The sequence below is a fragment of the Thermus arciformis genome, from assembly GCF_900102145.1.
Classification (GTDB): Bacteria; Deinococcota; Deinococci; order Deinococcales; family Thermaceae; genus Thermus; species Thermus arciformis.
In genome coordinates this window covers 15,026-41,817 of sequence record NZ_FNBC01000008.1, presented here as the reverse complement: position 1 = coordinate 41,817, position 26,792 = coordinate 15,026, and the positions used below count along the sequence as shown (strand labels likewise).

The window sequence follows — 26,792 nt, the reverse complement described above, 5'->3', positions numbered from 1 at the left end:
TTCTTTTTTGGCCCAGAAGGTGGGGAAGGGGTCCTAGCCTAAGGCCATGCTCCACTGGGACGACGAGCTGGAGCGCCGCATGGCCCCCTTAAGGGCCAAGCGGGAGGAGGAAAACCGCAAGATCGCCGAGCTGGAAGAGAAGCTGGCCCGGGTCTCCTTTGAGCTCCTCCTCTTCCGCGGCTACCTGCGGCAGGCGGAGGAGGAAAACCGCCGCTTGCGGGAGGAGGTGAAGGCCGCCCTCCTGGGCCGGGCCTTGGGCGGGGAGCTTGCCCAAGTGAGGGAGATTTTGGAAGCGGCCTGGTTGGAGCTCGTCCTCCACGCCTCGCCCCAGGCCTCCCGCCTCGAGGCCCTCATCCAGGCGGTGGAGCGCCTTCTTTCCCAAAACCCTCGGTGATCTGCACCAAAACCGCCTCCCCCCGCACCGTGAGGACCCCCTCGGCGTAGAGCTCGGTGTCCACCACCACCTTCTTCCCCTTCACCTCCCTGGGCCTGCCCAGGAGGAGGAGTTCTGGGCCCAAGGGGGTGGGCTTGAGGAAGTCCACCTTGAGGCTCGCGGTGACGAAGCGAAGAGGGGTGGCCTCCAGGGAAACCCCCTCGGCTTCCGCCTTGGCCGCCGCGGCGGTGGCGGTGGAGTGGCAGTCCACCAGGGAGGCCAAAAGCCCCCCGTAGACGAAGCCGGGGATGGCGGTGTGGTGGGGCGAGGGGGTGAACCGGGTCTCGCTAAGCCCCCTTTCCGCGTCCCAGTAGGTTTTGATGTGGAGCCCGTGGGCGTTCAGGTAGCCGCACCCGTAGCAGTGGGCCCACTCCGGGGGGTAGTAGAGCTGGATGGCCTTCATGCGAGCCCCTGGGCCTTCCAGCGCTCCGGCACCGCCTTTTTCAGGAAGTCCACGATCTCCTGGGTGCTGGTGCCAGGGCCGAAGACGGCGGCCACGCCCAGCGCCTTCAGCTTGGGCACGTCCTCGTCGGGGATGATCCCCCCGCCGAAGAGGAGGATGTCCGAGGCCCCCTGCTCCTCCAGAAGGCGCTTCACCTCGCGGAAGTAGTGCATGTGGGCCCCGGAGAGGATGGAAAGCCCGATGGCGTCCACGTCCTCCTGGATGGCGGCGGAGACGATCATCTCCGGGGTCTGCCTTAGCCCCGTATAGATGACCTCCATCCCCGCGTCCCTGAGGGCCCGGGCCACCACCTTGGCCCCCCGGTCGTGCCCGTCCAGGCCCGGCTTAGCGATGAGGACCCGTATCCGCCTGTCCACGTCTGCCATTCTACCCCTCCCTTCCCAGGCTTCTCACGATGGCCAGGGTCACCGTGGCCTTGGCCACCAGGCGGTCCGTGTGCACCTCGGACTCCACCACGCTCAAGGTCCGCCCTCCCCGCAACACCTGGGCCCGGCACCGAAGGCGTTCCCCTTGGGCTGGCCGGAGCAGGTTGAGCTTGAACTCCACGGTGAGGACGGCTTCCCCCGGGGCCACCAGGGTGGTGGCCGCCGCCCCTGCGGTGTGGTCGGCCAAGGTGGCCTGCACCCCGGCGTGGACGAAGCCGTCCTGCTGCAGGTGGACTGGGCCCACGGGCATTTCCGTGAGGCACCACCCCTCCCCGGCTTCCACGAGCCTGATCCCCAGGTGGTTCACAAAAGGCGCCGTGAACACCCGTGAAAGCTCTTCCTGGTTCATGGGCGTGGATGTCCTCTTGGGGCTCCTTAGACGTAGGCCGGCTCCTGGTAGGTGCCGTAGACCTCCCGCAGCACGTCCATCATCTCCCCCAGGGTGCAGTAGGCCAGGGCGCACTCCACGAAGTGGGGCATGGTGTTCTGCCCCTCTACCGCAGCGCGCCTTAGGCCCTGAAGGGCCTCCTCCACCCGCCTGGGGTCCCGCTCCCGGCGCACCCGGGCGAGGCGCTCCGCCTGGACCCTTTCCACCTCGGGGTCCACGAGCTGGATGGGCACCTTCAGGGGGATCTCGTCGGTGAAGGCGTTCACCCCCACGATGATCCGCTCCTTCCGCTCCACCTCCTGCTGGTAGCGGTAGCTGGCCTCGGCGAGCTCCCGGAGGAAGTACCCCTCCTCAATGGCCCGCACCACGCCCCCCATGCGGTGGATCTCCTGGATGATCTCCATGGCCTGCCGCTCCATCTCGTCGGTGAGCCACTCCACGTAGTAGCTCCCCGCCAGGGGGTCAATGGTGTGCGTGACCCCGGTCTCGTAGGCGATGATCTGCTGGGTGCGCAGGGCGATGGTGGCGCTCTCCTCCGTGGGCAGGGCCAGGGCCTCATCGTAAGCGTCGGTGTGGAGGCTGTTGGTGCCGCCGAGGACCGCCGCCAGGGCCTGGATGGCCACCCGGGCGATGTTGTTCAGGGGCTGCTGCGCGGTGAGGGAGACCCCGGCGGTCTGGGCGTGGGTGCGGAGCATCCAGCTTTGGGGGTTCTTGGCCCCATAGCGGTAGCGCATCTCCTTGGCCCAGATGCGCCTTGCCGCCCGGAACTTGGCGATCTCCTCAAAGAAGTCGTTGTGGACGTCAAAGAAGAAGCTGATGCGGGGGGCGAACTCGTCAATGTCCAGCCCCCGCTTGAGGGCGGCCTCCACGTACTCAAAGCCGTCCGCCAGGGTCCAGGCGAGCTCCTGCACCGCGGTGGAGCCCGCCTCCCGGATGTGGTAGCCGGAGACGGAGATGAAGTTCCACTTGGGGACGTTCTTGGGCCCCCACTCAAAGGTGTCAATGACCAGCTTCACGCTGGGCTCGGGGGGGAAGATGAACTCCTTCTGGGCGATGAACTCCTTGAGGATGTCGTTCTGGATCGTGCCCCCGAGCTTCTTCCAGTCGTAGCCCCGCTTCTTGGCCACCGCCAGGTACATGGCCCAGATGGCGTTGGCGGGGCTGTTGATGGTCATGGAGGTGGTGACCTCCTCGAGGTTGATCCCCTCAAAGAGGATCTCCATGTCGGCGAGGCTACTGACCGCCACTCCGCACTTCCCCACCTCCCCCTTGGAGAGGGGGTGGTCGGAGTCGTAGCCCATGAGGGTGGGGAGGTCAAAGGCCACGCTGAGGCCCGTCTGCCCCGCCTTCAGGAGCTTCTTGAAGCGCTCGTTCGTCTGCTCGGCGGTGCCGAAGCCCGCGAACATGCGCATGGTCCAGAGCTTGGACCGGTACATGGAGCCGTAGACCCCCCGGGTGTAGGGGTACTCCCCGGGGAAGCCCCGCTTCTCCTCGTACTCGGGGTCCAAGACGCCGATGTCCTCGGGGGTGTAGAGGGGCTCCGGGGCGATCCCCGAGAGGGTGCGGTGGGCCACGGGCCTCTCCGGCATCTTCTCCAGGCTCTTTTGGTAGGTTTCCCTGAGCCAGTCGTGCTTCTTCCGCATGGACCCTCCCCTTTGCCCCCCAGTCTACGCTTTTTTACGCCCGAGGAAAAGAGCGTTATGCCCTCCGCCCTTTAGCCCCGCCGCTCGCTTTCCGGCTCCACGTGGATGGTGACGCTAAGCCCCGGAATCTCCTCCTCCAGGGCCTTTTCCAGCCGGTCGCAAAGCCGGTGGGCCTCGGCCACGGGGGTTTCCCCCGGCACCACCAGGTGGAACTCCAAGAAGGCCCGGTGCCCTGCCTTCCGGGTCTTGAGGTCGTGGACCTCTAAGGCCTTCCCCCCAAGCTCCCGGGCGATCACTTCCTGGATGCGGGCCACCTCCTCGGGGGAAAGGGAGGCGTCCATCAGCCCCCCCACGGAGTCCCGCACCAGGCGGAAGCCCATGAGGAGGATGTTCCCCGCCACCAGGAGGGCGAGGAGGGGGTCCAGGATCCAAAACCCCGTGAGCCAGGCCAGGCCCACCCCCAGGAGGACCCCCCCGGAGGTGAGGACGTCGGAGAGGACGTGGTAGCCGTCGGCCACCAGGGCCGGGGAGCGGTGAAGCCTTCCCTGGCGGATGAGGTGGTAGGCCAGCAGGCCGTTGGCCGAGGAGGCGAGAAGGCTCACCAAAAGCCCCGGGCCAAGGCCCTCCAGGGGCACGGGATGGAAGAGGCGGGGAAGGGCCTCCTTGGCGATGAGGAGGGCGGCCAGGACCACCAGGACCCCTTCCAAAACCGCCGAGAAGTACTCCGCCTTGGTGTGGCCGAAGGGGTGGGTGGCGTCCGGGGGCTTTTGGGCCAGGCGGATGGCGAAGAGGGCGAGGAGGGCGGCGGCCACGTTGACGATGGACTCCAAGGCGTCGGAGAGGAGGGCCACGGACCCCGTGAGCCCGTAGGCCAGGGCCTTCAGGCCCAGGACCAAAAGGGCCACGAGGAGGCTTAGGCGGGCGGCGCGCTCGGCCACTAGGCTTCTTCCCGGGCCTCCTCGAGGCCCTCCTTTTTAGGCTTCATGAGGGGAAAGAGGAGGACGTCCCTTAGAGAAGGCTGGTCGGTGAGGAGCATGGTGAGGCGGTCTATCCCCAGGCCCAGGCCCGCCGCCGGGGGCATCCCGTACTCCAGGGCCAGGAGGAAGTCCTCGTCGGGCTCCGGGGCCTCCTCGTCCCCCTCCTTGCGGCGCCTGGCCTGCTCCAGGAAGCGCTCCCTCTGGTCCAGGGGGTCGTTGAGCTCGGAGTAGGCGGGGGCGAGCTCCATCCCCCCGGCGAAGAGGTCCCAGCGCTCCGTGAGCCCGGGCTTCTCCCGGTGCCGCTTGGCCAGGGGGCTGATGGCCAGGGGGAAGTCAAAGACGAAGGTGGGGTCCTGAAGCCCGGGCTCCACGTAGATCCCGAAGAGCTTGTCCAGAAGCTTATAGCTCGGCACCTGGGAAAGCTCGGGGTGGTGGGCGTCGGCCCAAAGCCTCAGGCGCTCCAGGTCCAGGGGGTCAAAGGGGAGGCCCGCCTTCTCCCTCAGGGCCTCCACGAAGGAGATGCGCTTGAAGGGCGGCTTGAAGTTCAGCACCCGCCCCTGGTAGGGCACCTCGTAGCCTCCGAAGAGGTGGAGGACGAGGCCCGAAAGGAGCTCTTCCACCAGGCCCGCCATGTCCTGGTAGTCGGCGTAGGCCCAGTAGGCCTCCAGCATGGTGAACTCGGGGTTATGGTTGTGGTCAATGCCCTCGTTGCGGAAGACCCGGCCGATCTCAAAGACCTTCTCGTACCCCCCCACCAGGAGGCGCTTGAGGTAGAGTTCCAGGGAGATCCGGAGGTAGAACTCATCGTCTAGGGCGTTGTGGTAGGTCTTGAAGGGCCTGGCCTCCGCCCCCCCCGTGGTGGCCTGGAGGACGGGGGTTTCCACCTCCAAGAAGCCCTTCTCCTCAAAGAAGCGGCGGATGTAGCGGACGATGGCCGAGCGGCGGCGGAAGACCTCCCGCACCTCGGGGTTGACGATGAGGTCCAGGTAGCGCTGGCGGTAGCGCACCTCCTTGTCCTTGAGGCCGTGCCACTTGTCCGGGAGGGGGTGGAGGGCCTTCACCAGGGGGGTCCAGGAGAGGACCTTCACCGTGACCTCCCCGGTCTTGGTGGTGAACACCGTCCCCTCCACCCCCAGGAGGTCCCCCACATCCAGCTTCTTCAAGAGCTCGTAGTGGGGGGTGAGGTCCCTTTGGAAGTAGAGCTGGATCCGCCCCGTCTCGTCCAGGAGGTGGGCGAAGGTGACCTTGCCCATACGCCTTAAGGCGAGGAGGCGCCCCGCCAGGGCCACCCGCTCCTCGGGCCACTCCGCCTCCGGGGGGGCCCCTTCCTTGGCCCTTAGGATGGCTTGGGCGCTGTGGGTTTTGGGGAAGCGGTAGGGGTAGGGGGGAAAGCCCGCCTCCACCAAGGCTTCCAGGTTGAGCAGGCGTTGGCGCGTTTGCTCGTTCATCTTCCCGGGCGGTTAGCCGTGGACCGCCACCACGCGGAACTCCTTCTTGCCCTTGGGCGTCTCCAGGGTCAGGACGTCCCCCACCCGGTGGCCCAGGAGGGCCCGGCCCATGGGGGAGGCGTCGGAGATCTTCATGGGGGTTTCCAGGACGCTGGCCTCCGCCGGGGAGACCACCTGCACCTCCAGGCGCTCCCCCGTGGCGGGGTCTTCCAGCTCCACCACCGAGCCTAGGCCGATGGTCTCGGAGGCCGCCTCCTCAATGATCACCGCCCGGGAGAGGACGTCCTCCAGGGAGTCAATGCGGGCCTCAATGCGAGCCTTCTCCTGCTTGGCCGCCTCCAGCCCCGAGTCGTCGTAGTCGTCGGAGGACTCCATGAGCTCCTGCAGGATCTGGGTGGCCTCCTGCAGGCGCTTCCTCTCCAGCTCCAGCTGTTGCATGAGCCGCTCGTAGCCGGCCTTGGTCAGCTTCACCTCGCGCGCCATAGCTCACCTCGTAAGTCATGGAGGCCGGCCAAAGCCGACCTCCTTGGCCCAAGGGCCCCTTTCTCAAGTGAGTATACCCCGAAGGAGGATTTCCCTCAAACGCTCGGGCTCCGCGTGGCTGGCGCAGGAGGCGGTGTCCTGGCAGAGGACCAGGTAGCGGAGGTGGGTTTCCTTGCCCCCCACTGGGTGGCGGAAGAAGCCCAGGGCGCTTCCCGAGAGGTGGCGGCGGCAGGCCTCGCACACCTGGGGGCCGCCCACGTGGCCGGGGAGGGCCTCGAGGACCAGGCGGAGCTCGGGGGGGCCTTTCTCTGCGATCACCACCTGGCCTTCCTCATTCCGGTAGTAGAGGATCTCCCCTAAGGGGAGGAGGTCGGGGGAGGTGCCTGGAAAGAGCTCCAGGATCAGCTCCCGTTCTTCGTAGTCCATGCCCCTAGCTTAGTCCAAACCGGGCGAAAAGGGGCGGGAGGAAGAGGTAAAGGCCCAGGAGGAGGGCGAGGAGGCTCGCCACCAGGACCGCCGCCGCGGCGGTGTCCTTGGCCCGCTTGGCCAGGGGGTGGTAGACGGGGCTCGCCAGGTCGGTGAGGGCCTCGAGGGCGGTGTTCAGGAGCTCCAGGGAGAGGACCAGGGCAGCCACGAGGAGGATGGGCACGAGGTCCACCCTAAGCCAAAGGCCGAGCCCCAAGGCGAGGAGGCCCAAGGCCACCTCCACCCGGAAGTTCCGCTGGACCCGCCAGGCGTGGGCCAGGCCCTCCCAGGCGTAGCCGAAGGACCGGAGGACCCCTTTCAGAGGGCGAGGATCCTCTCTTGGACGCGGCGGAACCCTTCCCAATCCTCCTCCTTCTGGTGGTCGTGGCCCAGGAGGTGCCAAAGCCCGTGGGCGGCGAGGACCAGGACCTCTTCCTCCAGGGGGGCCCCCCGGGCCTCGGCCTGCCTCCTCGCGGTGTCCAGGCTGATCCAGATGTCCCCGAGGTGGGGGGGCACGAAGGGGTCCCCGGGCTCGTAGTGGGGGAAGGAGAGGACGTCCGTGGCCTCGTCCTCCCCCCACCACGCCCGCTTGAGGGCCCGCGTCCTCCGGTCCCCGGTGAGGATCACCGTGACCGCCTTGTCCCCCACCCCAAGCTCCTCCATGAGCCTCTGGAGGGCCCGGCGGAGCCTTGGCCTAAGCCCCCTCGGGGGCTTTTTGTTGCTCACGAGTTCCACCACGCTCCGCCTCCTCGTAGGCCTTGATGATGCGGGCCACCAGGGGGTGGCGCACCACATCGGATTCCTTGAAGTAGATAAAGGCGATCCCCTCAATCCCCTTGAGGATGCGGGTGGCCTCCACGAGGCCCGACTTCTGCTGCTTGGGCAGGTCAATCTGGGTCACGTCCCCGGTGATGACCATCTTGGAGGAGAAGCCCATGCGGGTGAGGAACATCTTCATCTGCTCCGGGGTGGTGTTCTGGGCCTCGTCCAGGATGATGAAGGCATCATTCAAAGTTCTTCCACGCATAAAGGCCAAAGGCGCCACCTCAATGATCCCCGACTGCAGGTACTGCTCAAACCGCTCGGCGTCAATCATGTCAAAGAGGGCGTCGTAGAGGGGCCTGAGGTAGGGGTCCACCTTGGCCTGGATGTCCCCCGGCAGAAAGCCCAGCTTCTCCCCCGCCTCCACCGCCGGGCGGGTGAGGACGATGCGCTTCACCTTCCTGGCCCGGAGATGGCTCACCGCCATGGCCACGGCCAGATAGGTCTTCCCGGTGCCCGCGGGGCCGATGCCGAAGGTGATGTCGTGCCGGGCGATGGCCTCCACGTACCGCCTCTGCCCCGGGGTCTTGGGGCGGAGGCGGCCCGGGAGGGCGAGCTCGGTCTCCGGGGTGGTGGCCTGGTAGAGGCCCTCTCCCTCCAGGGCCAGGGCCACCGCCTGCTCCAAGGTGGGCTCGTCCAGCTCCGCCCCCTGGCGGAGGAGGGCGAGGAGGTCGCGCACGGCCCGCTCCGCCGCCCCCACCGCCTCCTGGTCTCCTAAAAGCTCCACCTGCTCCCCCCGGGCCACGAGCCGCAGGCGCTCTCCGAAGGCCTCCTTGAAGAGGGCCCGGAGCTTTTTCAGGTTCCGGTCCGCCTGGCCCAGGAAGGCCAGGGTCTCCTCGGGCCTTAGGGGGATCACCACCCTTTGGGCTTCTTCAGGATCTCGTGCCATATCACCCCTTTGAGCAGGCTTTGCGGGTCGGTGGCCAGGAGCCTTTTCCTTGGCGCCTTGGGCGCTTCCTCCGGGGCCTCCTCCCGGAAGCGCACCTCCAGGGGGGTGCGCTCCAAGGAGGGAAGGCGTTCGGCGCTAAAGGCCTCCTCCCGCCGGGCTTCCGGAGGAGGAGGGGGTGGGGCTTTGGGCCTGGGGCGGGCCTTGGGCCTGGGCCGGGGGAGGGGTTCGGGGGCGGGCAGGTCCTCGGGGAAGCCCGGGGGCGTTGGGGGCTGGCCCCGGCGGGAAAGCCCCTGCAGGGCGGGCAGGACCACGAAGAGGAGGAGGAAGAGGAGGCCCAGAAGGTCGTCCAGGCTCATTCCTCACCCTCGGGCTTGGCCGCCCGGCTGATGGACTCCCGCATGTCCGTGTCGGCCTCAATGTTCTTCAGGCGGTAGTAGTCCATGACCCCGAGGTTCCCCTTTCGCAAGGCCTCCGCCAGGGCCAGGGGCACCTGGGCCTGGGCCTCCACCAGCTTGGCCCGCATGGCCTCCACCAAGGCGCGGTTTTCCTGCTCGGCGGCCACGGCCATGGCCCGGCGCTCCTCGGCCTTGGCCTGGGCGATCTTCTTGTCGGCTTCCGCCTGGTCAATCTGGAGCTGGGCGCCGATGTTCTTGCCCACGTCCACGTCGGCGATGTCCACGGAGAGGATCTCAAAGGCGGTGCCTGCGTCCAGGCCCTTTTCCAGCACGGTCTTGGAGATGCGGTCGGGGTTCTCTAGGACCTCCTTGTGGGAGTTGGCGCTGCCGATGGTGGTGACGATGCCTTCCCCCACCCGGGCGATGATCGTTTCCTCCCCGGCCCCGCCCACCAGGCGGTCAATGTTGGCCCGCACCGTGACCCGGGCGGTGGCGAGGAGCTGGATCCCGTCCTTGGCCACCGCGGCCACCATGGGGGTCTGGATGACCTTGGGGTTCACGCTGACCCGCACCGCCTCGAGGACGTCCCGGCCCGCGAGGTCTATGGCCGCCGCCCGGTCAAAGGTGAGCTTGATCCCCGCCTTGTCGGCGGCGATGAGGGCGTCCACCACCCGGTCCACGTTCCCCCCGGCCAGGTAGTGGGCCTCGAGGCGGTCCAGCCTCACGTCCAGCCCCGCCTTGGTGGCCTTGATGAGGGGGTAGATGATCTTGGCCGGGGGGACGCGCCTTAGGCGCATGGCCACCAGGGTGAGGAGAGGGACCCTGACCCCCGCCGCCCAGGCCGAGATCCAAAGCCCCACCGGGATGAAGCTGAAGAAGAGGAAAACCAGGATGAGGACGACAAAAGCCAGAAAGAGCACGCCGAGTCCTTCCATATTCACGCCTCCATGGGTTCCACCACCACCGTGGGCCCCCGCACCTCCACCACCCGGATGGCGGTGCCCTTGGGGATGAAGCCCCGGTTGGCCACCACGTCCACGCGCTTGGCCCCGAAACGGGCCACGCCCCCGGGCCTCAGGTCTGTGAGGGCGGTGCCCACCATGCCCACCTCCACCTCCTCCGGGGTGGCGTGGGCCTCAATGGCGCTTTCCAAGACCAGGGCCCGGGCGGGGCGGGTCCTGGGAAGGTAGCGGAAGACCAAGAGGAGGCCAAGGCCAAGGGCGATCACCGCGATGGCGATCACCGTGAGGGCGTTCTCGCCGAAGGTGAAGTAGACCGAGGCCAAGATGCTTCCCACCCCCAAGGCCCCAGCCACGCCGAAGCCGGGGAAGAGGAAGGCCTCGGCCAAAAGAAGGCCCACGCCCAGGAAGAAGAGGAGGAGCTCAAAGGCCCCGGAAAGCCCCGCGAGCCACCCCCCGGCGAAGTAGAGGGCGAGGAAGGAAAGCCCCAGAGCCCCCAGGAGGCCAAACCCGGGGGTGAAAAGCTCCAGGAGGAGGAGCAAAAGCCCCAGGGCCAGGAGAAGGCCGGCCACGCCCGAGCTGGTGAGAAAACGGGCCACCTGGACCCTGGGGCCCGGCTGGAGCCTTTCGGTTTCCGGGTTGAAACCTGCCTGGCGCAGGGCCTCGGGGAGGCTTGCCGCCTTGAAGTCGGCCACCTTGAGCTCCACGGCCTTGTCGGCGGAGAGGGTCAGGGGCTCCCCCTTGGCGGAGAGGCCGGGGACCTCGAGGTTCGGGTCCACCATGGCCTCGGCGAGCTCCACGGGCCGCCCCCGGGCCTCGGCCACGGCCCGGAACTTCCCCTTGAGGGCGGAGATCACCTTTTGGTCGGCGGCCTGGGGCTCCTGGAGGGGAAGGGCCACCACGGGGAGGGCGGCCCCGATCTCCGAGCCCGGGAGCATGGCGATCTGGCGGCAGGAGAGGGCGACGAGGGCCCCGGCGGAGAAGGCGTTTTGCACCACGGCCAGGGTGGGGAGGGGGGTCTGGAGGATGCGGTCGGAGATGCGGATGGCCGCGTCCACCCGCCCCCCCGGGGTGTCTATGAGGAAGGCCACCCCGCTCGCCCCTTCCCGCTCCGCCCGGGCCAGGGCCTGCTCCACGAAGACGGCCAAGGCGGGGTCAATCTCCCCCTGGATGGGGACGAGGAAGGTCTTCCCCAGGGCCAAGGGGAGGAGGAAGGCGAGGGCCAGAAGCCTTTTCACCGCCTCCATTCTATACGCTTTCGGAAGCAAGAGAGGGTTCCTCCCCGCTATCCTTAGGAGGATGCTGCGCTTCGCCGTGCTGGGCCACCCCGTGGCCCACTCCCTCTCCCCCGCCATGCACGCCTTCGCCCTGGAAAGCCTGGGGCTTGAGGGCAGGTACGAGGCCTGGGAAACCCCCTTGGAGGCCTTGCCCGGGCGCCTAAAGGAGGTGCGTCGGGCCTTCCGGGGGGTCAACCTCACCCTCCCCCTGAAGGAGGCGGCCCTGGCCCACCTGGACTGGGCCTCCCCCGAGGCCCAGAGGATCGGGGCGGTGAACACCGCCCTCCAGGTGGAGGGAAGGCTTTTCGGCTTTAACACCGACGCCCCGGGCTTCCTCGAGGCCCTCAAGGCGGGGGGCATCCCCCTAAAAGGCCCCGCCTTGGTCCTGGGGGCCGGGGGGGCGGGCCGGGCCGTGGCCTTCGCCCTGAAGGAGGCGGGGCTCGAGGTCTGGGTCTGGAACCGCACCCCAAAGCGGGCCCTCGCCCTGGCGGAGGAGTTCGGCCTAAGGGCTGTCCCCCTGGAGAAGGCGAAGGAGGCCCGGCTCCTCGTGAACGCCACCAGCGTGGGGCTCGGCGACCCTGGGGCCACCCCCTTGCCGCCGGAACTCCTCCCGGAGGAGGGGGCGGCGGTGGACCTCGTCTACCGCCCCCTCTGGACCCGGTTTCTGCGGGAGGCCAAGGAGCGGGGCCTAAAGGTCCAGACCGGCCTTCCCATGCTCGCCTGGCAGGGGGCTTTGGCCTTCCGCATCTGGACGGGCCTCCTCCCGGACCCCTCGGGCATGGAGGAGGCGGCCCTTAGGGCCTTGGGGGTTTAAGTACCCCGCGCTGGCTTGCGCCAGAGCGGGGGCCCCAAAAGAGGCTTCGCAGAGCCCTACCTCCGGCGTTCCATGTGGCGAAATCAAGTGCGGGCACTTAGGGCCAGCATGGGGGCCCCGGCAAAGGGTCCTCGGGTTAGCCGAGCGAAGGAAGGCGGAGAAAGGGTATAAGGTGGTGAGGATGAAGCTTCACCGGGTTCAGGTGGTGCTGGAGGAGGACCAGTGGGCCGAGGTCCAGCGCCTGGCGCGAAGGCTCGCCCTCATCCGTGGACGACGGGTGAGCGCCAGCGAGGCCTTGAAGGAGCTCGTGGCCCGAGGCCTCGCCGAGGAGGCCAAGCGAAAGGAAGACTACCTCGCCCTTCTGGAGGAGCTAAGCCACCTCGGCGGGGAAGCCCCCGTGGGGCAAGACCTCATGGAAGAGGACAGGCGGGCCCATGACGAGCGCCTGGGTCCTTGACGCTTCCGTGGCCGTGGCCGCGGCCACGGGCCATCCCTTGCGGGAACATGCCCAGAGGCTCCTCCGGCGGGCCGTGGTGGAGGAGAGGCCCCTCTTCGTCCCCCGGCTCTTCGCCGCCGAGGTGGCCTCGGCCCTTCGGCGGGCCTCCTTCCACGGCGCCTTGACCCAGGAGGCCGCGGAAAGGGCCTTGGACCTGCTTCTCAAACTCCCCTGGATCTATGCCAAAGACGAGGAACTCGCCCTCCCCGCCCTGCGCTGGGCATCTAAGCTGGGCCAGGCGCGGGCCTACGATGCCTTCTATGTGGCCCTGGCCGAGAGGAAGAGGGCCCTCCTCTGGACGGCCGATGCCCGTTTGGTCCAAGGCCTAAGGGCGTTGGGCTTCCCCGGGGTCAAAGGTCTAGAGGAAGCATGAGCCTCACCCTGGCGGACAAGGTGGTCTACGAGGAGGAGGTCCGGAAGAGCCGCTTCATCGCCAAGGCCGCCCCCGTGGCCTCGGAGGAGGAGGCCTTGGCGTTTTTGGCCGAGAACCGGGAACCGGAGGCCACCCACAACAGCTACGCCTACAAGATCGGCCCCCTCTACCGCTTCTCTGACGACGGGGAGCCCTCGGGCACCGCGGGGAAGCCCATCCTCCACGCCATAGAGGCCCAAGGCCTGGACCGGGTGGCGGTGCTGGTGGTGCGCTACTTCGGCGGGGTGAAGCTCGGGGCCGGGGGGCTGGTGCGGGCCTACGGGGGGGTGGCGGCGGAGGCCTTAAGGCGGGCGCCCAAGGTCCCCCTGGTGGAGCGGGTGGGGCTCGCCTTCCTCGTGCCCTTCGCCGAGGTGGGCCGGGTCCACGCCCTCCTCCGGGGCCTTGGCCTCGAGGCCGAGGAGGCCTACACCCCGGAGGGCGTGCGCTTCGCCCTCCTCCTCCCGAGGCCCGAGCGGGAAGGGTTCCTCAAGGCCCTCCGGGACGCCACCCGGGGGCGGGCGGTCCTCCTGTAGCATGGAGCCGATGCTGCCCCTCTTTGAGCCCAAGGGCCGGGTCCTCCTGGTGGACGGCCACCACCTGGCCTACCGCACCTTCTTCGCCCTCAAAGGCCTCACCACGAGCCGGGGCGAGCCCGTGCAGGCGGTCTACGGCTTCGCCAAAAGCCTCCTCAAGGCCCTAAAAGAGGACGGGGACGCGGTCATCGTGGTCTTTGACGCCAAGGCCCCCTCCTTCCGCCACGAGGCCTACGAGGCCTACAAGGCGGGGAGGGCCCCCACCCCCGAGGACTTCCCCCGGCAACTCGCCCTCATCAAGGAGCTCGTGGACCTCCTGGGGCTAGTCCGCCTCGAGGTCCCCGGCTACGAGGCGGACGACGTCCTCGCCACCTTGGCCAAGAAGGCGGAAGGGGAGGGGTACGAGGTGCGCATCCTCACCGCCGACCGCGACCTCTACCAGCTCCTTTCCGAGCGCGTCCACATCCTCCACCCCGAGGGCCACCTCATCACCCCGGAGTGGCTTTGGGAGAGGTACGGCCTCAGGCCCGAGCAGTGGGTGGACTTCCGCGCCCTGGTGGGGGACCCCTCCGACAACCTCCCTGGAGTGAAGGGAATAGGGGAGAAGACGGCCCTCAAGCTCCTCAAGGAGTGGGGAAGCCTGGAAAACCTCCTCAAGAACCTGGACCGGGTGAAGCCGGAAAGCGTCCGGGAGAAGATCCAAGCCCACCTGGAAGACCTCAGGCTCTCCTTGGAGCTCTCCCGGGTGCGCACCGACCTCCCCCTGGAGGTGGACTTCCAAAGGCGGAGGGAGCCCGATTGGGAGGGGCTTCGGGCCTTTCTGGAGCGGCTTGAGTTCGGAAGCCTCCTCCACGAGTTCGGCCTGCTGGAAGGCCCCGTGGCGGCGGAGGAGGCCCCCTGGCCCCCGCCGGAAGGGGCCTTCGTGGGCTTCGTCCTCTCCCGGCCCGAGCCCATGTGGGCCGAGCTCAAGGCCCTCGCCGCCTCCAAGGAGGGCCGGGTGCACCGGGCGGAGGACCCCTTGGCGGGGCTAAAGGACCTGAAGGAGGCCCGGGGGCTTTTGGCCAAGGACCTCGCCGTCTTGGCCTCGAGGGAGGGGCTGGACCTGGCCCCAGGGGACGACCCCATGCTCCTCGCCTACCTCCTGGACCCCTCCAACACCACCCCCGAGGGGGTGGCGCGGCGCTACGGGGGGGAGTGGACGGAGGACGCCGCCCAGCGGGCCCTTCTCTCGGAGAGGCTCCAGCAGAACCTCCTCGGGCGCCTCCAGGGGGAGGAGAGGCTCCTTTGGCTCTATCACGAGGTGGAAAAGCCCCTCTCCCGGGTCCTGGCCCACATGGAGGCCACCGGGGTCCGGCTGGACGTGGCCTACCTAAAGGCCCTCTCCCTGGAGGTGGAGGCGGAGATAGGGAGGATAGAGGAGGAGGTCTTCCGCCTGGCGGGCCACCCCTTCAACCTGAACTCCCGGGACCAGCTGGAAAGGGTCCTCTTTGACGAGCTCGGGCTTCCCGCCATCGGCAAGACGGAGAAGACGGGCAAGCGCTCCACCAGCGCCGCCGTGCTGGAAGCCCTCCGGGAGGCCCACCCCATCGTGGGGAAGATCCTGGAGTACCGGGAGCTCACCAAGCTCAAGAGCACCTACATAGACCCCCTCCCGGGCCTCGTCCACCCCAAGACGGGCCGCCTCCACACCCGCTTCAACCAGACGGCCACGGCCACGGGAAGGCTTTCTAGCTCCGACCCCAACCTGCAAAACATCCCCATCCGCACCCCCTTGGGCCAGAGGATCCGCCGGGCCTTCGTGGCCGAGGAGGGCCACCTCCTTTTGGCCCTGGACTATAGCCAAATAGAGCTCCGGGTCCTCGCCCACCTCTCGGGGGACGAGAACCTGATAAGGGTCTTCCAGGAGGGGAAGGACATCCACACCCAGACCGCAAGCTGGATGTTCGGCGTCCCCCCGGAGGCCATAGACTCCCTGATGCGCCGGGCGGCCAAGACGGTGAACTTCGGCGTCCTCTACGGCATGTCCGCCCACAGGCTTTCCCAGGAGCTTTCCATCCCCTACGAGGAGGCGGTGGCCTTCATTGAGCGCTACTTCCAGAGCTTCCCCAAGGTGAAGGCCTGGATAGAGAAGACCCTGGAGGAGGGGAGGGCGCGGGGCTACGTGGAGACCCTCTTCGGAAGAAGGCGCTACGTGCCCGACCTCAACGCCCGGGTGAAGAGCGTCCGGGAGGCCGCCGAGCGCATGGCCTTCAACATGCCCGTCCAGGGCACCGCCGCCGACCTCATGAAGCTCGCCATGGTGAAGCTCTTCCCCCGCCTCCAGGGGACGGGGGCCCGCATGCTCCTCCAGGTCCACGACGAGCTGGTCCTCGAGGCGCCTAAAGACCGGGCCCAGGAGGTGGCCGCCCTGGCCAAGGAGGTGATGGAGGGGGTCTACCCCCTGGCGGTGCCCCTGGAGGTGGAGGTGGGGATGGGGGAGGACTGGCTTTCCGCCAAGGGCTGAAGGAGCCCTGGTATAGTGGCCGCCATGAGGCGCTACTTCGGCACCGACGGGGTGCGGGGGGAGGCGGGAAAGCCCCCCTTGACCCCGGACTTTGTCCTAAAGCTCGGCCAGGCGGCGGGGGCCTACTTCCTTGCTCAGGAGAAGAGGCCCGTGGTCCTCCTGGCCAAGGACACCCGGGAGTCCTCGGACCTCCTGGAGGCCGCCCTGGCCGCGGGGCTCATGAGCCAGGGGGTGCGGGTGGAGCACCTGGGGGTCCTCCCCACCCCCGGGGTGGCCCACCTCACCAAGGCCCTGAAGGCCACGGCGGGGGCCATGATCTCCGCGAGCCACAACCCCTACCAGGACAACGGCATCAAGTTCTTCGGGCCCACGGGGGAGAAGCTTCCCGACGAGGCCGAGGATGAGATTGAGCGGCTTCTTTCGGAAGACCACCCTACCCGGGGCATCGGCACCGTGGGGGACTTCCGGGAGGCGGAGAGGATGTACCTGGACTTCCTCCTCGCCCACGCCCCGGACCTCACGGGGCTCAAGGTGGGCCTGGACCTCGCCCACGGGGCCACCTACCGCATCGGGCCCAAGCTCTTCCAGAGGGCGGGGGCCGAGGTCATGGCCTTCTTCAACACCCCGGACGGCCGGAACATCAACCGGGGGTGCGGCTCCACCCACCCCGAGGCCTTGAGCCGCTTCGTGGTGGAGCTCGGGCTGGACCTGGGCCTCGCCTTTGACGGGGACGGGGACCGGGTGCAGTTCATAGACCGCAAGGGGCGCCTCTTCCACGGGGACCACGTCCTCTACCTCGCCGCCTTAGCCTTTGGGGAGAAGGGCGTGGTGGGAACGGTGATGAGCAACATGGCCTTGGAGGTGGCCCTCAAGGAAAGGGGCCTCGCCTTCCACCGGGCGGCGGTGGGGGACCGGTACGTCCTGGAGAAGCTCAAGGAGACGGGCCTCGCCCTGGGAGGCGAGCCCTCGGGGCACGTGATCTTCCTCCGCCACCACACCACGGGGGACGGCCTCCTCACCGCCCTCCTCACCCTGAAGGCCCTCAAGGCTCTGGGCGGGGACCTCGCCGACTGGTACGAGGCGCTTCCCCTCTACCCCCAGGTGCTCCTCAACGTGCGGGTCTCCGACAAGGCCAAGGTGATGGCCGACCCGAGGCTTGGGGAGGCCGTCCGCGAGGCCGAGGCCCGGCTAGGGGGGAGGGGCCGGGTGAACGTCCGCCCCTCGGGCACGGAGCCCGTGGTCCGGGTCATGGTGGAGGCGGAGGAGGGGGCGGAGGAGGTGGCGCGGGAGCTCGCCCACCTGGTGGCCTCCCTGGACCAGGGGGTAAGCTAAGGGCGTGTACGGGAAGGCCCACCTCGAGGAGAAGCTCCTAAGGGCCCTGGCCGAGGCCATCAGGGAGCTGGAGGACCCCAGGCTCTTCCTCCTCACGGTGGAGTCGGTGCGCCTTTCCCCGGACGGCCGGGTGCTCTCCGTCTACGTGGAGGCCTTTCAGGAGGAGGAGAGGGCCTTGGAGGCCCTGCGCCACGCCCAGGGGAGGCTTCTTTCCGCCCTCGCCCGGCGGGTGCGCCTGCGCCGCTTGCCCCGGTTGGAGTTTCTGCCGTGGAGAGCGTCACCCGCATAAAGGTCCGCTACGCCGAGACGGACCAGATGGGCGTGGTCCACCACGCGGTCTACGCCGTCTACCTCGAGGCCGCCCGGGTGGACTTCCTGGAGCGGGCGGGGCTTCCCTACCACCGGGTGGAGGCCAGGGGGGTCTTCTTCCCCGTGGTGGAGCTCGGCCTCACCTTCCGCGCCCCGGCGCGCTTCGGGGAGGAGGTGGAGGTCCGGACCCGCCTCGCGGAGCTTTCCTCCCGGGCCCTCCTCTTCCGCTACCGGGTGGAGCGGGAGGGGGTCCTTTTGGCCGAGGGCTTCACCCGCCACCTCTGCCAGGTGGGGGGAAGGGCGGCCCGCATCCCGGAGGACCTCTACCGGGCCTTGAGCGTGCTACACTTAAGGTAGCATTGGGGCATGGACTTGGACGCCTTCACCCTCTTTGAGCGGCACATCAACCCAGGCCTCGCCGGGCTTCTCCGCTTCACCGGGCTAGACCGGGTGGAGTCCCACGCCGAAGGCCCTTACGTTTGGGACACCCAGGGCAAGCGCTACCTGGACTTCCTAGGCCTCTACGGCACCCTGAACCTGGGCCACCGCCACCCCAAGGTGGTGGAGGCGGTGAAGCGGCAGCTTGACCGCATGCCCATGTCCGTGCGGGTCCTGGTCTCGGAGCCCACGGCCAGGCTCGCCGCAAGGCTCGCCGAGATCACCCCCGAGGGCCTGGAGATGGTCTTCTTCGGCAACTCCGGGGCCGAGGCGGTGGAGGCGGCCATCAAGCTCGCCCGGGCCTACACCGGCAAGCCCGGCATCGTCACCACCCAGGGGGGGTTCCACGGCAAGACCATGGGGGCGCTCTCCCTCACCCCCAAGCCCGAGTACCAAGACCCCGCAAGGCCCCTCCTCCCCGGGGTCAAGGTGGTGCCCTACGGGGACCTGAAGGCCCTGGAGGCGGCCATAGACGAGGACACCGCCGCCGTGATCGTGGAGCCCATCCAGGGCGAAGGGGGGATCCGGGTGCCCCCCGAGGGGTACCTGAGGGGCGTGCGGGAGCTCACCCGGGAAAAGGGCGTCCTCATGATCGCCGACGAGGTGCAGACGGGCCTCGGGCGCACGGGTAGGCTCTTCGGGGTGGACTGGGAGGGGGTCTCCCCGGACCTCATGACCCTGGCCAAGGCCCTGGGGGGCGGGGTGATGCCCATCGGGGCCTGCGTGGGGCGGCGGGAGGTCTTTGAGGTCTTCAAGACTAACCCCCTCTTCCACTCCTCCACCTTCGGGGGGAACCCCCTGGCCGCGGCCGCGGCCCTTGCGGCCATCCAGGTCACCCTGGAGGAGGACCTTCCGGGCCGGGCCCTGGAGGTGGGCGGGTACCTGATGGAGGGCCTGAAGGCCCTGAAGGCGCGGCACCCCCACCTCATTGAGGAGGTGCGGGGGCGGGGGCTCATGCTGGGCGTGGAGTTCACGGACGCCGACATCGGCGCCCTGGTGGTGGCGGAGCTGGCGGAGAGGGGGGTCCTCACCGCCTTCGGCCTGAATAACCCCAAGGTGGTGCGCCTCGAGCCCCCCCTCATCATCGGCAAGGAGCACGCGGACGAGGCCCTCGCCGCCTTCTCCGAGGCCCTTATGGCCACGGAAAGGACCCTCGAGGGCCTTCTAGGATAGAATGCAGGAAACCCTTCTAGAGTTTTTCAAGAAAACCGGGAGGCCCCACCGGCTGGAGGAGATCCTCCACCGCTTCGGCCTCTCCAAGCGGGAGGCCAAGGCCTACCTCGGGGCCTTGGTGCGGGAAGGCCTCCTGGAGAAGCGGGGAAGCCGCTACGCCCTCCCCCAGAAGGTCCAGGGGCCCCTAAGCCTCCACCGGGACGGGTACGGCTTCGTCCGCCTCCCCGAGGGGGACCTCTTCATCCCCCCGGGGTACACCCAGGACGCCTGGCCGGGCGACCTGGTGGAGGCCCGCCTCATGCCCCCGGGGCGGGACGGGAGGCCCTGGGGGGTGGTGGAGCGGGTCCTCAAGCGGGCGCGGGAGCGGGTGGTGGGGAGGCTGGACTTCCGCAAGGGGTACGCCCTCCTCCTCCCCGACGAGCCCGGGCTTCCCGAGCTCAGGCTTTCCCCCGAGGGCCTCGAGGGCCTGAAGCGGGGAAGCCGCATCGTGGTCCAGGTCCACTACGGCAAGCGCCCCTACGGGACCTTCCTGGCGTACCTGGGGGAGGGGGAGGCCCCCGAGACGGAGACGGAGGCCGTCATCGCCAAGTACGGCCTTCGCGCCGAGTTCCCCGAGGAGGTGCTGAGGGAGGCCGAGGCCATCCCCCTGGAGATCCCCGAGGCGGAGCTTGCGAGGCGGGAGGACTTCAGGGGCCTTCGCGTCTTCACCATAGACGGGGTGGACGCCAAGGACTTTGACGACGCCATCCACGTGGAGCGCCTGCCCGGGGGCTACCGCATCGGGGTCCACATCGCCGACGTCTCCCACTACGTGAAGGAGGGAAGCCCCCTGGACCAGGAGGCCTTCCTAAGGGGCACCAGCGTCTACCTCCCGGGGCGGGTCCTCCCCATGCTTCCCGAAAGGCTTTCCAACGGGGTTTGCTCCTTGAGGCCGGGGGAGGACCGCCTGGTCCTCTCCGTCCTCGTGGACCTCACGGAGGACCTAAAGGTCAAGCGGGTCCGCTTCCGGGAAGGGGTCATCCGGAGCGTGGCCCGCCTCACCTACACCGAGGTGGAGGCCTTCGCCGAGGGGTTCGGCCTTCCCGAGGAGCACGCCTTCCTGGCGGAGGACCTGCGCCTCCTTCTGGACCTCACGCAGAGGATGCGGGAGAAGCGCCTGGAGGAGGGCGCCTTGGACTTCAGCTTCCCCGAGGTGAAGGTGGAGGTGGAGGAAGGGGTGCTCCACCTCATCCCCCAGGCGGAGCCCAAGGCCAGAAGCCTCATTGAGGAGCTCATGCTCCTCGCCAACCGGCTCGTGGCCGAGCACCTGGTGCAAAAGGGCCTTCCCGGCCTCTACCGGGTGCACGAGGAGCCCTTGGAGGAGGCCTACGGCAAGCTACGGCTGGCCCTGGCCCGCCTCGGCTACAGTCTTCCCGAGGAGGTCTCCTCCAAGGCGTTGCAGCGGGTCCTCCTGGAGGCCAAGGGCCGCCCGGAGGAGCCCGTGGTGGCCTCCCTCGTCCTCCGCTCCTTGCGCCTCGCCCGCTACGCCGCGGAGAACCTGGGCCACTTCGGCCTCGCCATGGAGCACTACCTGCACTTCACGAGCCCCATCCGCCGCTACCCGGACCTGGTGGTCCACCGGGTGCTGAAGGCGGCCTTGCGCCGCACCCTCACCCAGGGGCGGAAGGCCAGGTGGCTTACGGCCTTCCCCGCCGTCGCCGACCACGCTTCGGAGATGGAGCGGAAGGCCGAGGCCGCCGAGCGGGAGCTCACCAAGTACTACATGGCCAAGTGGGCCGAGCTCCACGTGGGGGAGCGCTTTTTGGGGAAGGTCACGGGGGTGGCGAACTTCGGGGCCTTCGTGACCCTGCCCAACGGGGTGGAGGGCCTGGTGCGCCTCGAGGCCCTGGGGCCTTACACCTACAGCGAGGAGGCCATGGCCCTCCTTGGCCCCAAGGGGAAGAGGATCCGCCTGGGGGACGAGATGGAGGTGGTCATCGCCGCCGCCAACCCCAGGCTTCGCCAGGTGGACCTGGTGCCCTACGTGGAAGCCCAAGGGGAGGTCAAGACCCCAGGCAAAAGGAAGAAGGAAAAGGAGGAGGATATGCGCAAAGTGGTAGGACCCCCCAAGGACAGGACCCGGGACACCCGTCCCGAACGGGCCACGGTGAACACCATCTACTTCGGCGAGTGGACCCCTAAGGAGTCCCAAGAGTCCCGCCCGGCGAGGACCCGGGCCCGCAGGAAGCGGCGCCGCTAAGTGCCCACCCCCTGGGGTTCTGCAACCCCCTGGGGGAGTGCAGGCCCAGCGGCTGAAGGCGGCCCTTTTGGGACGGGGGGAGTACACGCCCTTTTACCTCTGGCGATAGGGCGGGCCTTGGCTATACTTGTCAGCAAAATTACGATGCAACCGGCTTTCTTTGGACTTTGAAAAGTAAAGCTCAGTGCAGGAGCCCTTTCTTCACCGAAATTTTGACCTGGCCCAACGTTGCGGTGTGTGCTATACTCCCCCTAACCCGGACCTCCGGGTGGGGACCTTGAAAGCCAGTTTTCCTCTTGCCGAAGGCGAATATGCGCTTTCCCCTTCTCATCGCCCCTTCCTCCTGTGGCTTGCCATCGGCCCAAACCCCCGAAAAACCCCGTTATTCGCCGTGTGCATATTCCAAGCTTCATCTTTCTCACAAACCCCCCCCTCTAGCGGTGCCGTCCAGGACGGGGTTCTGAGGGGGGTAGAGTTGCAAGAGCTTGAGCCCCGTAAGGGGATTGCGACTCAGACACCATTTGCCACCGCCGCATCTCCATCACCTCCACCGTTGCAAGAGCTTGAGCCCCGTAAGGGGATTGCGACGGGGTCGAGGCCCGCGGAACTAAGCGACTCCTCCACGGGTTGCAAGAGCTTGAGTCCCGTAAGGGGATTGCGACAGGTTGAGGCGGTAGGTATTGGTGTACCCAATCCTCTCCCGTTGCAAGAGCTTGAGCCCCGTAAGGGGATTGCGACATGTAGGAGGTGAATATGCGGCGGATATGGCTTTTGTTCGTGTTGGCCCTGAGCGCTTGCGCACCTTCAGTAACTCAACCCCGTCCCGTCTACAAGGCAACGGCCCAGGAGCTGATCGCCTATCTGATGGCCGAAGCTCCTTCCATTCAGCCCCACCAATGGTTTGAGCGCTGGCAAGTGGTCCGAGCGTCCGAAACCACGGTGGAGCTCATCACGTATCCCCTCATCGCGTTCCGCGCCCTCGGAGCTACAAGTCCGGCTAAAGCTACCTGTAGCGCTCTCAATCAGGGCCAGGGGGCCATCATCACATGTTATGGCGAGTTCACAGATAGCCTCTATGGACTCATAGACAAGCGTTTTGAACGGCTCTGATGGCCCGCAAACGCTCCCCCAGGAGAATTGCAAGAGATTGAGCCCCGTAAGGAGATTGCGACAGAAGCTCGCGGCGGAGGGTTTGGGCGTCCTTCTTCTCGTTGCGAGGAATTGAGCCCCGTAAGGGGATTGTCGTGGGTGAAGGTCTGTGCCCCTCGCGCTAGGAGGCTTCCACGCAGGCCCCGGCGCGCCTTTCCACCCACCTTCCGGGCCCTTTCCCAAAGGAGCGCTTCCAGAAAAGGGGCCCGGGCGGTTCGGCGCCCGGGCCTTCGCGCGGTTCCAAATCTGGGGTCCTGGTTAGAGGACCAGGGTCCCCGCCCCCACGGCGCTTAGGGTGGGGGCCTCGAGGTCCAGGCGGTGGGCCAGGACTTCGCCCCTCCTTCCCCGGAGGAGGGGGAGGAGGCTTGCCACCACCTCCACCCCGTCTATGCGGGTGGGGTTTTCCCCGAGGAGGGCGAGGGCGGCCTCCGGCGCCCCTTCCGCGATCCGTTCCAGGAAGCCCAGGTCCCGCCGCCTCGCCTCCTCCGCCAGGGGGCGGGTGAGGGGAGGGTCCCCGAAGCGGGGCCCCACGTGGGAGAGGTCCACAGCGAGGACGAGAAGCCCCGGGAAGTCCCGCAGGACCACCTTGAGGGCCTCCCCGAGCTCCGGGCTTCGCCGCCCCACGAGGAGGGGAAGGACGCGGGCCTCGGGGAACCGCCCCTTCAGGAAGAAGAGGGGAAGCTCCAGGCTGTGCTCCTCCCGGAAGGCGAGGGGCGTGTTAAAGAGCTCAAAGGGAAGGAGGGCGTCCAGGGCCTGGAGGGCGGGGAGGTCCGGCAGGGCGGGGCCGAAGGGGGTCTGGAAGGGCACGGGGAGGGCGGCGGCCCTCTCCTTAAGCGGCCTGTGGGCGACCCCCACCAGGTAGACGCGCTCAGGGGGCGGGGTCTTCTCCAAGGCGGCGAGGGCCGCCCCGTAGACCTCGGGGACCCGGCTTGGCTCCAGGTGGGGCATGAGGAGGACCTCCGCTTCCCTTCCTTCCCCGGGGTAGCTCGCCCGGAAGGCCTCGAGGAAGGCCCGGGCCTCCCGCTCCCCTTGGGGGTAGGAAAGCCCGGCGAGGCGCATGGGCCGCTCCCGCCTGAGCCTCTCTTCCTCCTCCCTAAGCCTCGCCTCCACCCTTTCCGTGAGGAGGAGGCCCGCCTCCTCCAGGGCCTTCGCCAGCTCTTCCAGCTCCTTCCTCGGCACCAGGACCCCGTGGCGCTTGAACACCTCCTCCTGCACCTCCTCCAGGGTCCTCCCCTCCATGAGGGAGAGGAGGAAAAGCCCGCCCTCGGTGAGGGCCAGGGGCTTCTCGTAGACCCCGTAGGGGTCGGAGACCAGAAAGCCCCCCTCAACGGGGGTGATCTGGGGTTCCCGAAGCCTGAGCCTCCCTTCCACCCTTCCAATATAGGAGAAAGGCCCGGGCCTCCTCCTCGGTCCCCACCCGGCCCTCCGCCTGGGCCTCGAGGAGGGCCTTCAGGGCCCTTCCCACCTCGGGGCCTTCCCGCAGGCCCAGAAGGGCCATCACCTCCTCCCCGGAGAGGAGGGGCCTTTGCGGCAGGGGGTCTTTCAGGGCCTCCCCGTAGCGCCCGAGCACCTCCCAGGCCTCGGCCTCCACGCCCTTCGCCGCCAGGCGGTCCGCCGCCATGAGGTAGACGAGGTCGGGGAGGAGGTCCTGACGCTTCAGGAGGAAGCGGCGGAGGGCCTTCCTCTCCTCGGGGGGGCGGTCCATGTGGCGGCGCACGAGGCCCGCCACCCGCTCCACCCCCTCCTTGGGGAAGCGGAGCCAAAGGAGGCTTGCCCGGGCGATCTCCGCCCCCACCTCGGCGTGGCCCAGGAAGCGGAAGCGGCCCACCTCGGGGTCAAAGCGGCGGGTGAGGGGCTTGCCCACGTCGTGGAAGAGGGCGGCGAGGCGGGCCTCGAGGGGGGCCTCGGGCCAGAGCCAGAGGAGGTGGAAGACCACGCTCAAGGTGTGCTCCCAAGCGGGGAGGTGGTGCACCCCGCCTTGATGGAGGCCCACGAGGAGGGCGAGCTCGGGGAGGTAGACCCCAAGGAGCCCTACCCTCTCCAGAAGGCGGAGGCCGTAGGCCGCCTTTGGGGAGAGGAGGAGCCGCGCAAGCTCCTCCCTCACCCTTTCCCGCGCGGGAATGGCCTCGGGGTGGGCCTGGAGGAACCGGGCGTGGCGGCCAAGGGCCTCCCGGGTCCTCCGGGGAAGCCCGAAGCCCAAGGTGGCGGAAAGGCGCACCCCCCGGAGGCTCCGCAGGTGGTCCTGGTAGAGGTTTTCCTCCCGCACGGGGACGAGGAGGCGCCGCCTCAGGTCCTCCTCCACCCCCTCTAGGCCAAAGACCGCGCCCCGCCTCCAGAGGAGGGCGTTTAGGCGGTAGTCCCGCCGGAGGAGGTCTTCTTCCGGCCTCCCCTCCAAGGGGGTGAAGTCCAGGGTCCTTTCCCCCACCACCAGGCGGAAGTGGCCCCGCTCGGGGTCCAGGGGGAAGAGGCTTCCCCCGAGGCGCCTTTGCGCCTCCTCGGCCGCCTTTTGCGGGTCCAAGGCGGCGTAGTCCAGGTCCTTGGGGCGCCTTCCCAGGAGGAGGTCCCGCACCGCCCCGCCCACGGGGAAGGCGTCCTTGGGGGTATAAAAGGGGAAGTCCATATGGCGGATCAGCCGGAGCACCCCATCATTATCGGCATCACCGGGAACATCGGCAGCGGCAAGAGCACCGTGGCCGCCCTCCTCAGGTCCTGGGGCTACCCCGTCTTGGACCTGGACGCCCTCGCCGCCCGGGCCCGGGAGAACAAGGAGGCGGAGCTTAGGCGCCTCTTCCCCGAGGCGGTGGTGGGGGGGAGGTTGGACCGGAGGGCCCTCGCCCGGCTCGTCTTCTCCGACCCGGAGAAGCTTAAGGCCCTCGAGGCCGTGGTCCACCCGGAGGTGGGCCGGCTTCTTGGGGAGGAGCTTTCCCGCCTCGAGGCCCCCCTCGTCTTTCTGGAGATCCCCCTCCTCTTTGAGAAGGGGTGGGAGGGGAGGCTCCACGGAACCCTCTTGGTGGCGGCCCCCTTGGAGGCGCGGGTGAGGCGGGTGATGGCGCGCTCGGGGCTTTCCCGGGAGGAGGTCCTGGCCCGGGAGCGGGCCCAGATGCCCGAGGAGGAGAAGCGCAGGCGGGCCACCTGGGTCTTGGAGAACACCGGGACCCTTAAGGAGCTTGAGGAAAGGACCCGGGCCCTCCTCGGGGAAATCCGGGCCCGCTTTGGGCTATCCTGAGGCCATGCGCGCCGTGCTCATCTCGGGGGCGAGCCGGGGCATCGGGGAGGCCACGGCCCGCCTCCTCCACGGAAGGGGCTATGGGGTGGGGCTTTTTGCCCGGGACGGGGCCCGGCTTCAGGCCCTGGCGGAGGCGCTTGGGGAAGGGGCCTTGGCCCTCCCCGGGGACGTGCGCCGGGGGGAGGACTGGGCGAGGGCCGTGGCCCGGATGGAGGAGGCCTTCGGCGGGCTCTACGCCCTGGTGAACAACGCCGGAATCGGCGTCATGAAGCCCCTCGCCGAGCTTTCCGAGGCCGAGTTCCGGGAGGTCTTGGAGGTGAACCTGGTGGGGCCCTTCCTGGGCCTGAAGGCGGCCCTGCCCGCCCTCCTTCGCGCCCGGGGGGTGGTGGTGAACATCGGAAGCCTCGCCGGGAAGAACCCCTTCAAGGGCGGGGCCGCCTACAACGCCAGCAAGTTCGGCCTTCTGGGCCTCATGGGGGCGGCCATGCTGGAGCTGAGGGAGGTGGGGGTGCGGGTGGTGAACGTCCTGCCGGGCTCGGTGGACACGGGCTTCGCCGGGAACGTTCCGGGGGCCTCCTGGAAGCTCGCCCCAGAGGACGTGGCCGAGGCGGTGCGCTTCGCCCTGGAGATGCCGGAGCGGGCCTTGGTGAGCGAGGTGGAGCTCCGCCCCACCCGGGTAAGCTAAGGAAGATGAGCCTGCCCCCACGCCTGCAAGCCGCTTTGGACCTCTTCCGCGCCTTGCCCAAGGAGCTCAAGGCCCAGGTCCTCCTGGACTACGCCAAGAAGGTGCCCCCGCCCCCTCCCGGGGTGGAGCTTGAGCGGGTGCCCGAGTGCCAGACCCCCTTCTTCCTGAAGGCGGAGGTGGAGGAGGGGAGGGTGCGCCTCCACTTCATGGTCCCCGACGAGGCCCCCACGGTGAAGGCCTTCGCCGGCCTCCTGAAGGAGGGCCTCGAGGGCGAACCCCCCGAGGCGGTCCTCGCCGTCCCCCCGGGGTTTTACCGGGGGGCGGGGCTGGAGGAGCTCTTTACCCCCTTGAGGCTTAGGGGCCTCGAGGCCGCCCTCCTCCGCCTGCAGGACCAGGTGCGAAAGGCCCTCTAGCCC

The 26,792-nt window shown here is 68.5% G+C and carries 30 protein-coding genes; 14 read left to right on the top strand and 16 right to left on the bottom strand.

Translation table 11 applies throughout. The features are described 5' to 3' along the window. Positions 1-46 precede the first annotated feature (46 nt). Positions 47-394, top strand: coding sequence for a hypothetical protein (locus BLP62_RS04490; RefSeq protein ID WP_093006277.1), 348 nt, complete (start codon positions 47-49; stop codon positions 392-394). Here BLP62_RS04490 and BLP62_RS04485 read toward each other — a convergent pair. The 14 genes from BLP62_RS04485 to BLP62_RS04420 all read right to left on the bottom strand — a co-directional run bounded on the left by BLP62_RS04485 (position 351) and on the right by BLP62_RS04420 (position 11,037). Next, on the bottom strand, positions 351-836 hold the full coding sequence (locus tag BLP62_RS04485) for a PaaI family thioesterase (RefSeq protein ID WP_093006275.1): 486 nt from the start codon (positions 834-836) through the stop codon (positions 351-353). The two genes, BLP62_RS04490 and BLP62_RS04485, sit on opposite strands and share 44 nt — an antisense overlap. Continuing rightward, the gene (locus BLP62_RS04480; protein ID WP_093006273.1) at positions 833-1,261 is read right to left on the bottom strand and encodes a cobalamin B12-binding domain-containing protein; all 429 of its coding nucleotides are present in this window, start codon (positions 1,259-1,261) and stop codon (positions 833-835) included. The genes BLP62_RS04485 and BLP62_RS04480 overlap by 4 nt, the downstream gene beginning before the upstream one ends. A 1-nt stretch (position 1,262) precedes the next feature. Next, complete coding sequence (locus BLP62_RS04475) at positions 1,263-1,646, bottom strand: PaaI family thioesterase (protein ID WP_241374137.1); 384 nt, start codon at positions 1,644-1,646, stop codon at positions 1,263-1,265. Between the two features lie 50 nt (positions 1,647-1,696). Beyond that, positions 1,697-3,352, bottom strand: coding sequence for an acyl-CoA mutase large subunit family protein (locus tag BLP62_RS04470; RefSeq protein WP_093006269.1), 1,656 nt, complete (start codon positions 3,350-3,352; stop codon positions 1,697-1,699). Positions 3,353-3,423: 71 nt separating this feature from the next. After that, entirely contained in the window at positions 3,424-4,290 is an 867-nt protein-coding gene (locus BLP62_RS04465) for a cation diffusion facilitator family transporter (protein ID WP_093006267.1), read from the bottom strand. After that, a complete protein-coding gene (gene lysS / locus BLP62_RS04460; RefSeq protein WP_093006265.1) occupies positions 4,290-5,777 on the bottom strand; it encodes a lysine--tRNA ligase in 1,488 nt (495 codons plus the stop codon). Before lysS ends, BLP62_RS04465 begins: the two co-directional genes overlap by 1 nt. Before the next feature lie 12 nt (positions 5,778-5,789). Further along, positions 5,790-6,260: a GreA/GreB family elongation factor gene (locus BLP62_RS04455; RefSeq protein ID WP_093006263.1), complete on the bottom strand. Its 471-nt coding sequence runs from the start codon at positions 6,258-6,260 to the stop codon at positions 5,790-5,792. A 63-nt stretch (positions 6,261-6,323) separates the two neighbouring features. Then, on the bottom strand, positions 6,324-6,686 hold the full coding sequence (locus BLP62_RS04450; protein ID WP_093006261.1) for a hypothetical protein: 363 nt from the start codon (positions 6,684-6,686) through the stop codon (positions 6,324-6,326). A gap of 4 nt (positions 6,687-6,690) precedes the next feature. Then, complete coding sequence (locus BLP62_RS04445; RefSeq protein WP_093006259.1) at positions 6,691-7,089, bottom strand: diacylglycerol kinase; 399 nt, start codon at positions 7,087-7,089, stop codon at positions 6,691-6,693. After that, positions 7,044-7,463, bottom strand: a complete 420-nt coding sequence (ybeY, locus tag BLP62_RS04440; RefSeq protein WP_093006257.1) for an rRNA maturation RNase YbeY — start codon at positions 7,461-7,463, stop codon at positions 7,044-7,046. Before ybeY ends, BLP62_RS04445 begins: the two co-directional genes overlap by 46 nt. Further along, positions 7,420-8,436 carry a PhoH family protein gene (locus tag BLP62_RS04435; RefSeq protein WP_093006255.1) on the bottom strand — a complete coding sequence of 339 codons (1,017 nt, stop codon included), beginning with the start codon at positions 8,434-8,436 and terminating at the stop codon, positions 7,420-7,422. Before BLP62_RS04435 ends, ybeY begins: the two co-directional genes overlap by 44 nt. Further along, on the bottom strand, positions 8,400-8,792 hold the full coding sequence (locus BLP62_RS04430) for a hypothetical protein (protein WP_093006253.1): 393 nt from the start codon (positions 8,790-8,792) through the stop codon (positions 8,400-8,402). The genes BLP62_RS04435 and BLP62_RS04430 overlap by 37 nt, the downstream gene beginning before the upstream one ends. Beyond that, on the bottom strand, positions 8,789-9,766 hold the full coding sequence (floA, locus tag BLP62_RS04425) for a flotillin-like protein FloA (RefSeq protein WP_093006251.1): 978 nt from the start codon (positions 9,764-9,766) through the stop codon (positions 8,789-8,791). The genes BLP62_RS04430 and floA overlap by 4 nt, the downstream gene beginning before the upstream one ends. Before the next feature lie 2 nt (positions 9,767-9,768). Further along, positions 9,769-11,037 (bottom strand): NfeD family protein, encoded by a 1,269-nt coding sequence (locus BLP62_RS04420; protein ID WP_093006331.1) that lies wholly within the window; start codon positions 11,035-11,037, stop codon positions 9,769-9,771. Positions 11,038-11,089: 52 nt separating this feature from the next. Between BLP62_RS04420 and aroE the strand changes: the two genes are divergently transcribed. From aroE to rnr, 10 genes are all read left to right on the top strand, one after another. Next, a complete protein-coding gene (aroE, locus tag BLP62_RS04415) occupies positions 11,090-11,881 on the top strand; it encodes a shikimate dehydrogenase (protein WP_093006249.1) in 792 nt (263 codons plus the stop codon). Between the two features lie 181 nt (positions 11,882-12,062). Then, positions 12,063-12,338: a hypothetical protein gene (locus BLP62_RS04410; RefSeq protein ID WP_093006247.1), complete on the top strand. Its 276-nt coding sequence runs from the start codon at positions 12,063-12,065 to the stop codon at positions 12,336-12,338. After that, a complete protein-coding gene (locus BLP62_RS04405; RefSeq protein WP_093006245.1) occupies positions 12,316-12,750 on the top strand; it encodes a type II toxin-antitoxin system VapC family toxin in 435 nt (144 codons plus the stop codon). The genes BLP62_RS04410 and BLP62_RS04405 overlap by 23 nt, the downstream gene beginning before the upstream one ends. Next, positions 12,747-13,322 (top strand): IMPACT family protein, encoded by a 576-nt coding sequence (locus BLP62_RS04400; protein WP_093006243.1) that lies wholly within the window; start codon positions 12,747-12,749, stop codon positions 13,320-13,322. Before BLP62_RS04405 ends, BLP62_RS04400 begins: the two co-directional genes overlap by 4 nt. Position 13,323: 1 nt before the next feature. Then, positions 13,324-15,825, top strand: a complete 2,502-nt coding sequence (gene polA / locus BLP62_RS04395; protein ID WP_093006241.1) for a DNA polymerase I — start codon at positions 13,324-13,326, stop codon at positions 15,823-15,825. 24 nt (positions 15,826-15,849) lie between these two features. Further along, complete coding sequence (gene glmM, locus BLP62_RS04390; protein WP_093006239.1) at positions 15,850-17,157, top strand: phosphoglucosamine mutase; 1,308 nt, start codon at positions 15,850-15,852, stop codon at positions 17,155-17,157. Between the two features lie 4 nt (positions 17,158-17,161). Next, positions 17,162-17,446, top strand: coding sequence for a 30S ribosome-binding factor RbfA (gene rbfA / locus BLP62_RS04385; protein WP_093006237.1), 285 nt, complete (start codon positions 17,162-17,164; stop codon positions 17,444-17,446). Beyond that, positions 17,425-17,823 carry an acyl-CoA thioesterase gene (locus BLP62_RS04380; protein WP_093006235.1) on the top strand — a complete coding sequence of 133 codons (399 nt, stop codon included), beginning with the start codon at positions 17,425-17,427 and terminating at the stop codon, positions 17,821-17,823. Before rbfA ends, BLP62_RS04380 begins: the two co-directional genes overlap by 22 nt. Before the next feature lie 9 nt (positions 17,824-17,832). Then, a complete protein-coding gene (locus tag BLP62_RS04375; RefSeq protein WP_093006233.1) occupies positions 17,833-19,077 on the top strand; it encodes an aspartate aminotransferase family protein in 1,245 nt (414 codons plus the stop codon). 1 nt (position 19,078) lies between these two features. Next, positions 19,079-21,316 (top strand): ribonuclease R, encoded by a 2,238-nt coding sequence (gene rnr / locus BLP62_RS04370; protein ID WP_093006231.1) that lies wholly within the window; start codon positions 19,079-19,081, stop codon positions 21,314-21,316. A 1,407-nt stretch (positions 21,317-22,723) separates the two neighbouring features. On the opposite strand, the gene amrB is transcribed toward rnr, so the two are convergent. Next, positions 22,724-23,836 carry an AmmeMemoRadiSam system protein B gene (gene amrB, locus BLP62_RS04360; protein ID WP_176758137.1) on the bottom strand — a complete coding sequence of 371 codons (1,113 nt, stop codon included), beginning with the start codon at positions 23,834-23,836 and terminating at the stop codon, positions 22,724-22,726. Further along, the gene (locus tag BLP62_RS04355; protein ID WP_093006227.1) at positions 23,790-25,085 is read right to left on the bottom strand and encodes an HD domain-containing protein; all 1,296 of its coding nucleotides are present in this window, start codon (positions 25,083-25,085) and stop codon (positions 23,790-23,792) included. Before BLP62_RS04355 ends, amrB begins: the two co-directional genes overlap by 47 nt. On the opposite strand from BLP62_RS04355, the gene coaE reads away from it, so the two are divergent. From coaE to BLP62_RS04340, 3 genes are read left to right on the top strand one after another with little or no spacing between them, the layout of a single operon-like run. Further along, on the top strand, positions 25,086-25,691 hold the full coding sequence (gene coaE, locus BLP62_RS04350; protein WP_093006225.1) for a dephospho-CoA kinase: 606 nt from the start codon (positions 25,086-25,088) through the stop codon (positions 25,689-25,691). It abuts the gene before it with no gap. Between the two features lie 4 nt (positions 25,692-25,695). Continuing rightward, positions 25,696-26,376, top strand: a complete 681-nt coding sequence (locus tag BLP62_RS04345; protein ID WP_093006223.1) for an SDR family oxidoreductase — start codon at positions 25,696-25,698, stop codon at positions 26,374-26,376. 5 nt (positions 26,377-26,381) lie between these two features. Beyond that, entirely contained in the window at positions 26,382-26,789 is a 408-nt protein-coding gene (locus BLP62_RS04340; RefSeq protein WP_093006221.1) for a SufE family protein, read from the top strand. Positions 26,790-26,792: the final 3 nt, after the last annotated feature.

Coding starts and splice junctions, on each gene's coding strand:
- BLP62_RS04490 (WP_093006277.1), top strand. CDS start 47: ATGCTCCACTGGGACGACGAGCTGGAGCGCCGCATGGCCCCCTTAAGG.
- BLP62_RS04355 (WP_093006227.1), bottom strand. CDS start 25,085: ATGGACTTCCCCTTTTATACCCCCAAGGACGCCTTCCCCGTGGGCGGG.
- lysS (WP_093006265.1), bottom strand. CDS start 5,777: ATGAACGAGCAAACGCGCCAACGCCTGCTCAACCTGGAAGCCTTGGTG.
- rnr (WP_093006231.1), top strand. CDS start 19,079: ATGCAGGAAACCCTTCTAGAGTTTTTCAAGAAAACCGGGAGGCCCCAC.
- BLP62_RS04485 (WP_093006275.1), bottom strand. CDS start 836: ATGAAGGCCATCCAGCTCTACTACCCCCCGGAGTGGGCCCACTGCTAC.
- floA (WP_093006251.1), bottom strand. CDS start 9,766: ATGGAAGGACTCGGCGTGCTCTTTCTGGCTTTTGTCGTCCTCATCCTG.
- BLP62_RS04410 (WP_093006247.1), top strand. CDS start 12,063: ATGAAGCTTCACCGGGTTCAGGTGGTGCTGGAGGAGGACCAGTGGGCC.
- BLP62_RS04455 (WP_093006263.1), bottom strand. CDS start 6,260: ATGGCGCGCGAGGTGAAGCTGACCAAGGCCGGCTACGAGCGGCTCATG.
- BLP62_RS04470 (WP_093006269.1), bottom strand. CDS start 3,352: ATGCGGAAGAAGCACGACTGGCTCAGGGAAACCTACCAAAAGAGCCTG.
- BLP62_RS04345 (WP_093006223.1), top strand. CDS start 25,696: ATGCGCGCCGTGCTCATCTCGGGGGCGAGCCGGGGCATCGGGGAGGCC.
- BLP62_RS04435 (WP_093006255.1), bottom strand. CDS start 8,436: ATGGCACGAGATCCTGAAGAAGCCCAAAGGGTGGTGATCCCCCTAAGG.
- coaE (WP_093006225.1), top strand. CDS start 25,086: ATGGCGGATCAGCCGGAGCACCCCATCATTATCGGCATCACCGGGAAC.
- BLP62_RS04405 (WP_093006245.1), top strand. CDS start 12,316: ATGACGAGCGCCTGGGTCCTTGACGCTTCCGTGGCCGTGGCCGCGGCC.
- BLP62_RS04340 (WP_093006221.1), top strand. CDS start 26,382: ATGAGCCTGCCCCCACGCCTGCAAGCCGCTTTGGACCTCTTCCGCGCC.
- glmM (WP_093006239.1), top strand. CDS start 15,850: ATGAGGCGCTACTTCGGCACCGACGGGGTGCGGGGGGAGGCGGGAAAG.
- BLP62_RS04375 (WP_093006233.1), top strand. CDS start 17,833: ATGGACTTGGACGCCTTCACCCTCTTTGAGCGGCACATCAACCCAGGC.
- polA (WP_093006241.1), top strand. CDS start 13,324: ATGGAGCCGATGCTGCCCCTCTTTGAGCCCAAGGGCCGGGTCCTCCTG.
- BLP62_RS04430 (WP_093006253.1), bottom strand. CDS start 8,792: ATGAGCCTGGACGACCTTCTGGGCCTCCTCTTCCTCCTCCTCTTCGTG.
- BLP62_RS04420 (WP_093006331.1), bottom strand. CDS start 11,037: ATGGAGGCGGTGAAAAGGCTTCTGGCCCTCGCCTTCCTCCTCCCCTTG.
- BLP62_RS04450 (WP_093006261.1), bottom strand. CDS start 6,686: ATGGACTACGAAGAACGGGAGCTGATCCTGGAGCTCTTTCCAGGCACC.
- BLP62_RS04480 (WP_093006273.1), bottom strand. CDS start 1,261: ATGGCAGACGTGGACAGGCGGATACGGGTCCTCATCGCTAAGCCGGGC.
- BLP62_RS04400 (WP_093006243.1), top strand. CDS start 12,747: ATGAGCCTCACCCTGGCGGACAAGGTGGTCTACGAGGAGGAGGTCCGG.
- aroE (WP_093006249.1), top strand. CDS start 11,090: ATGCTGCGCTTCGCCGTGCTGGGCCACCCCGTGGCCCACTCCCTCTCC.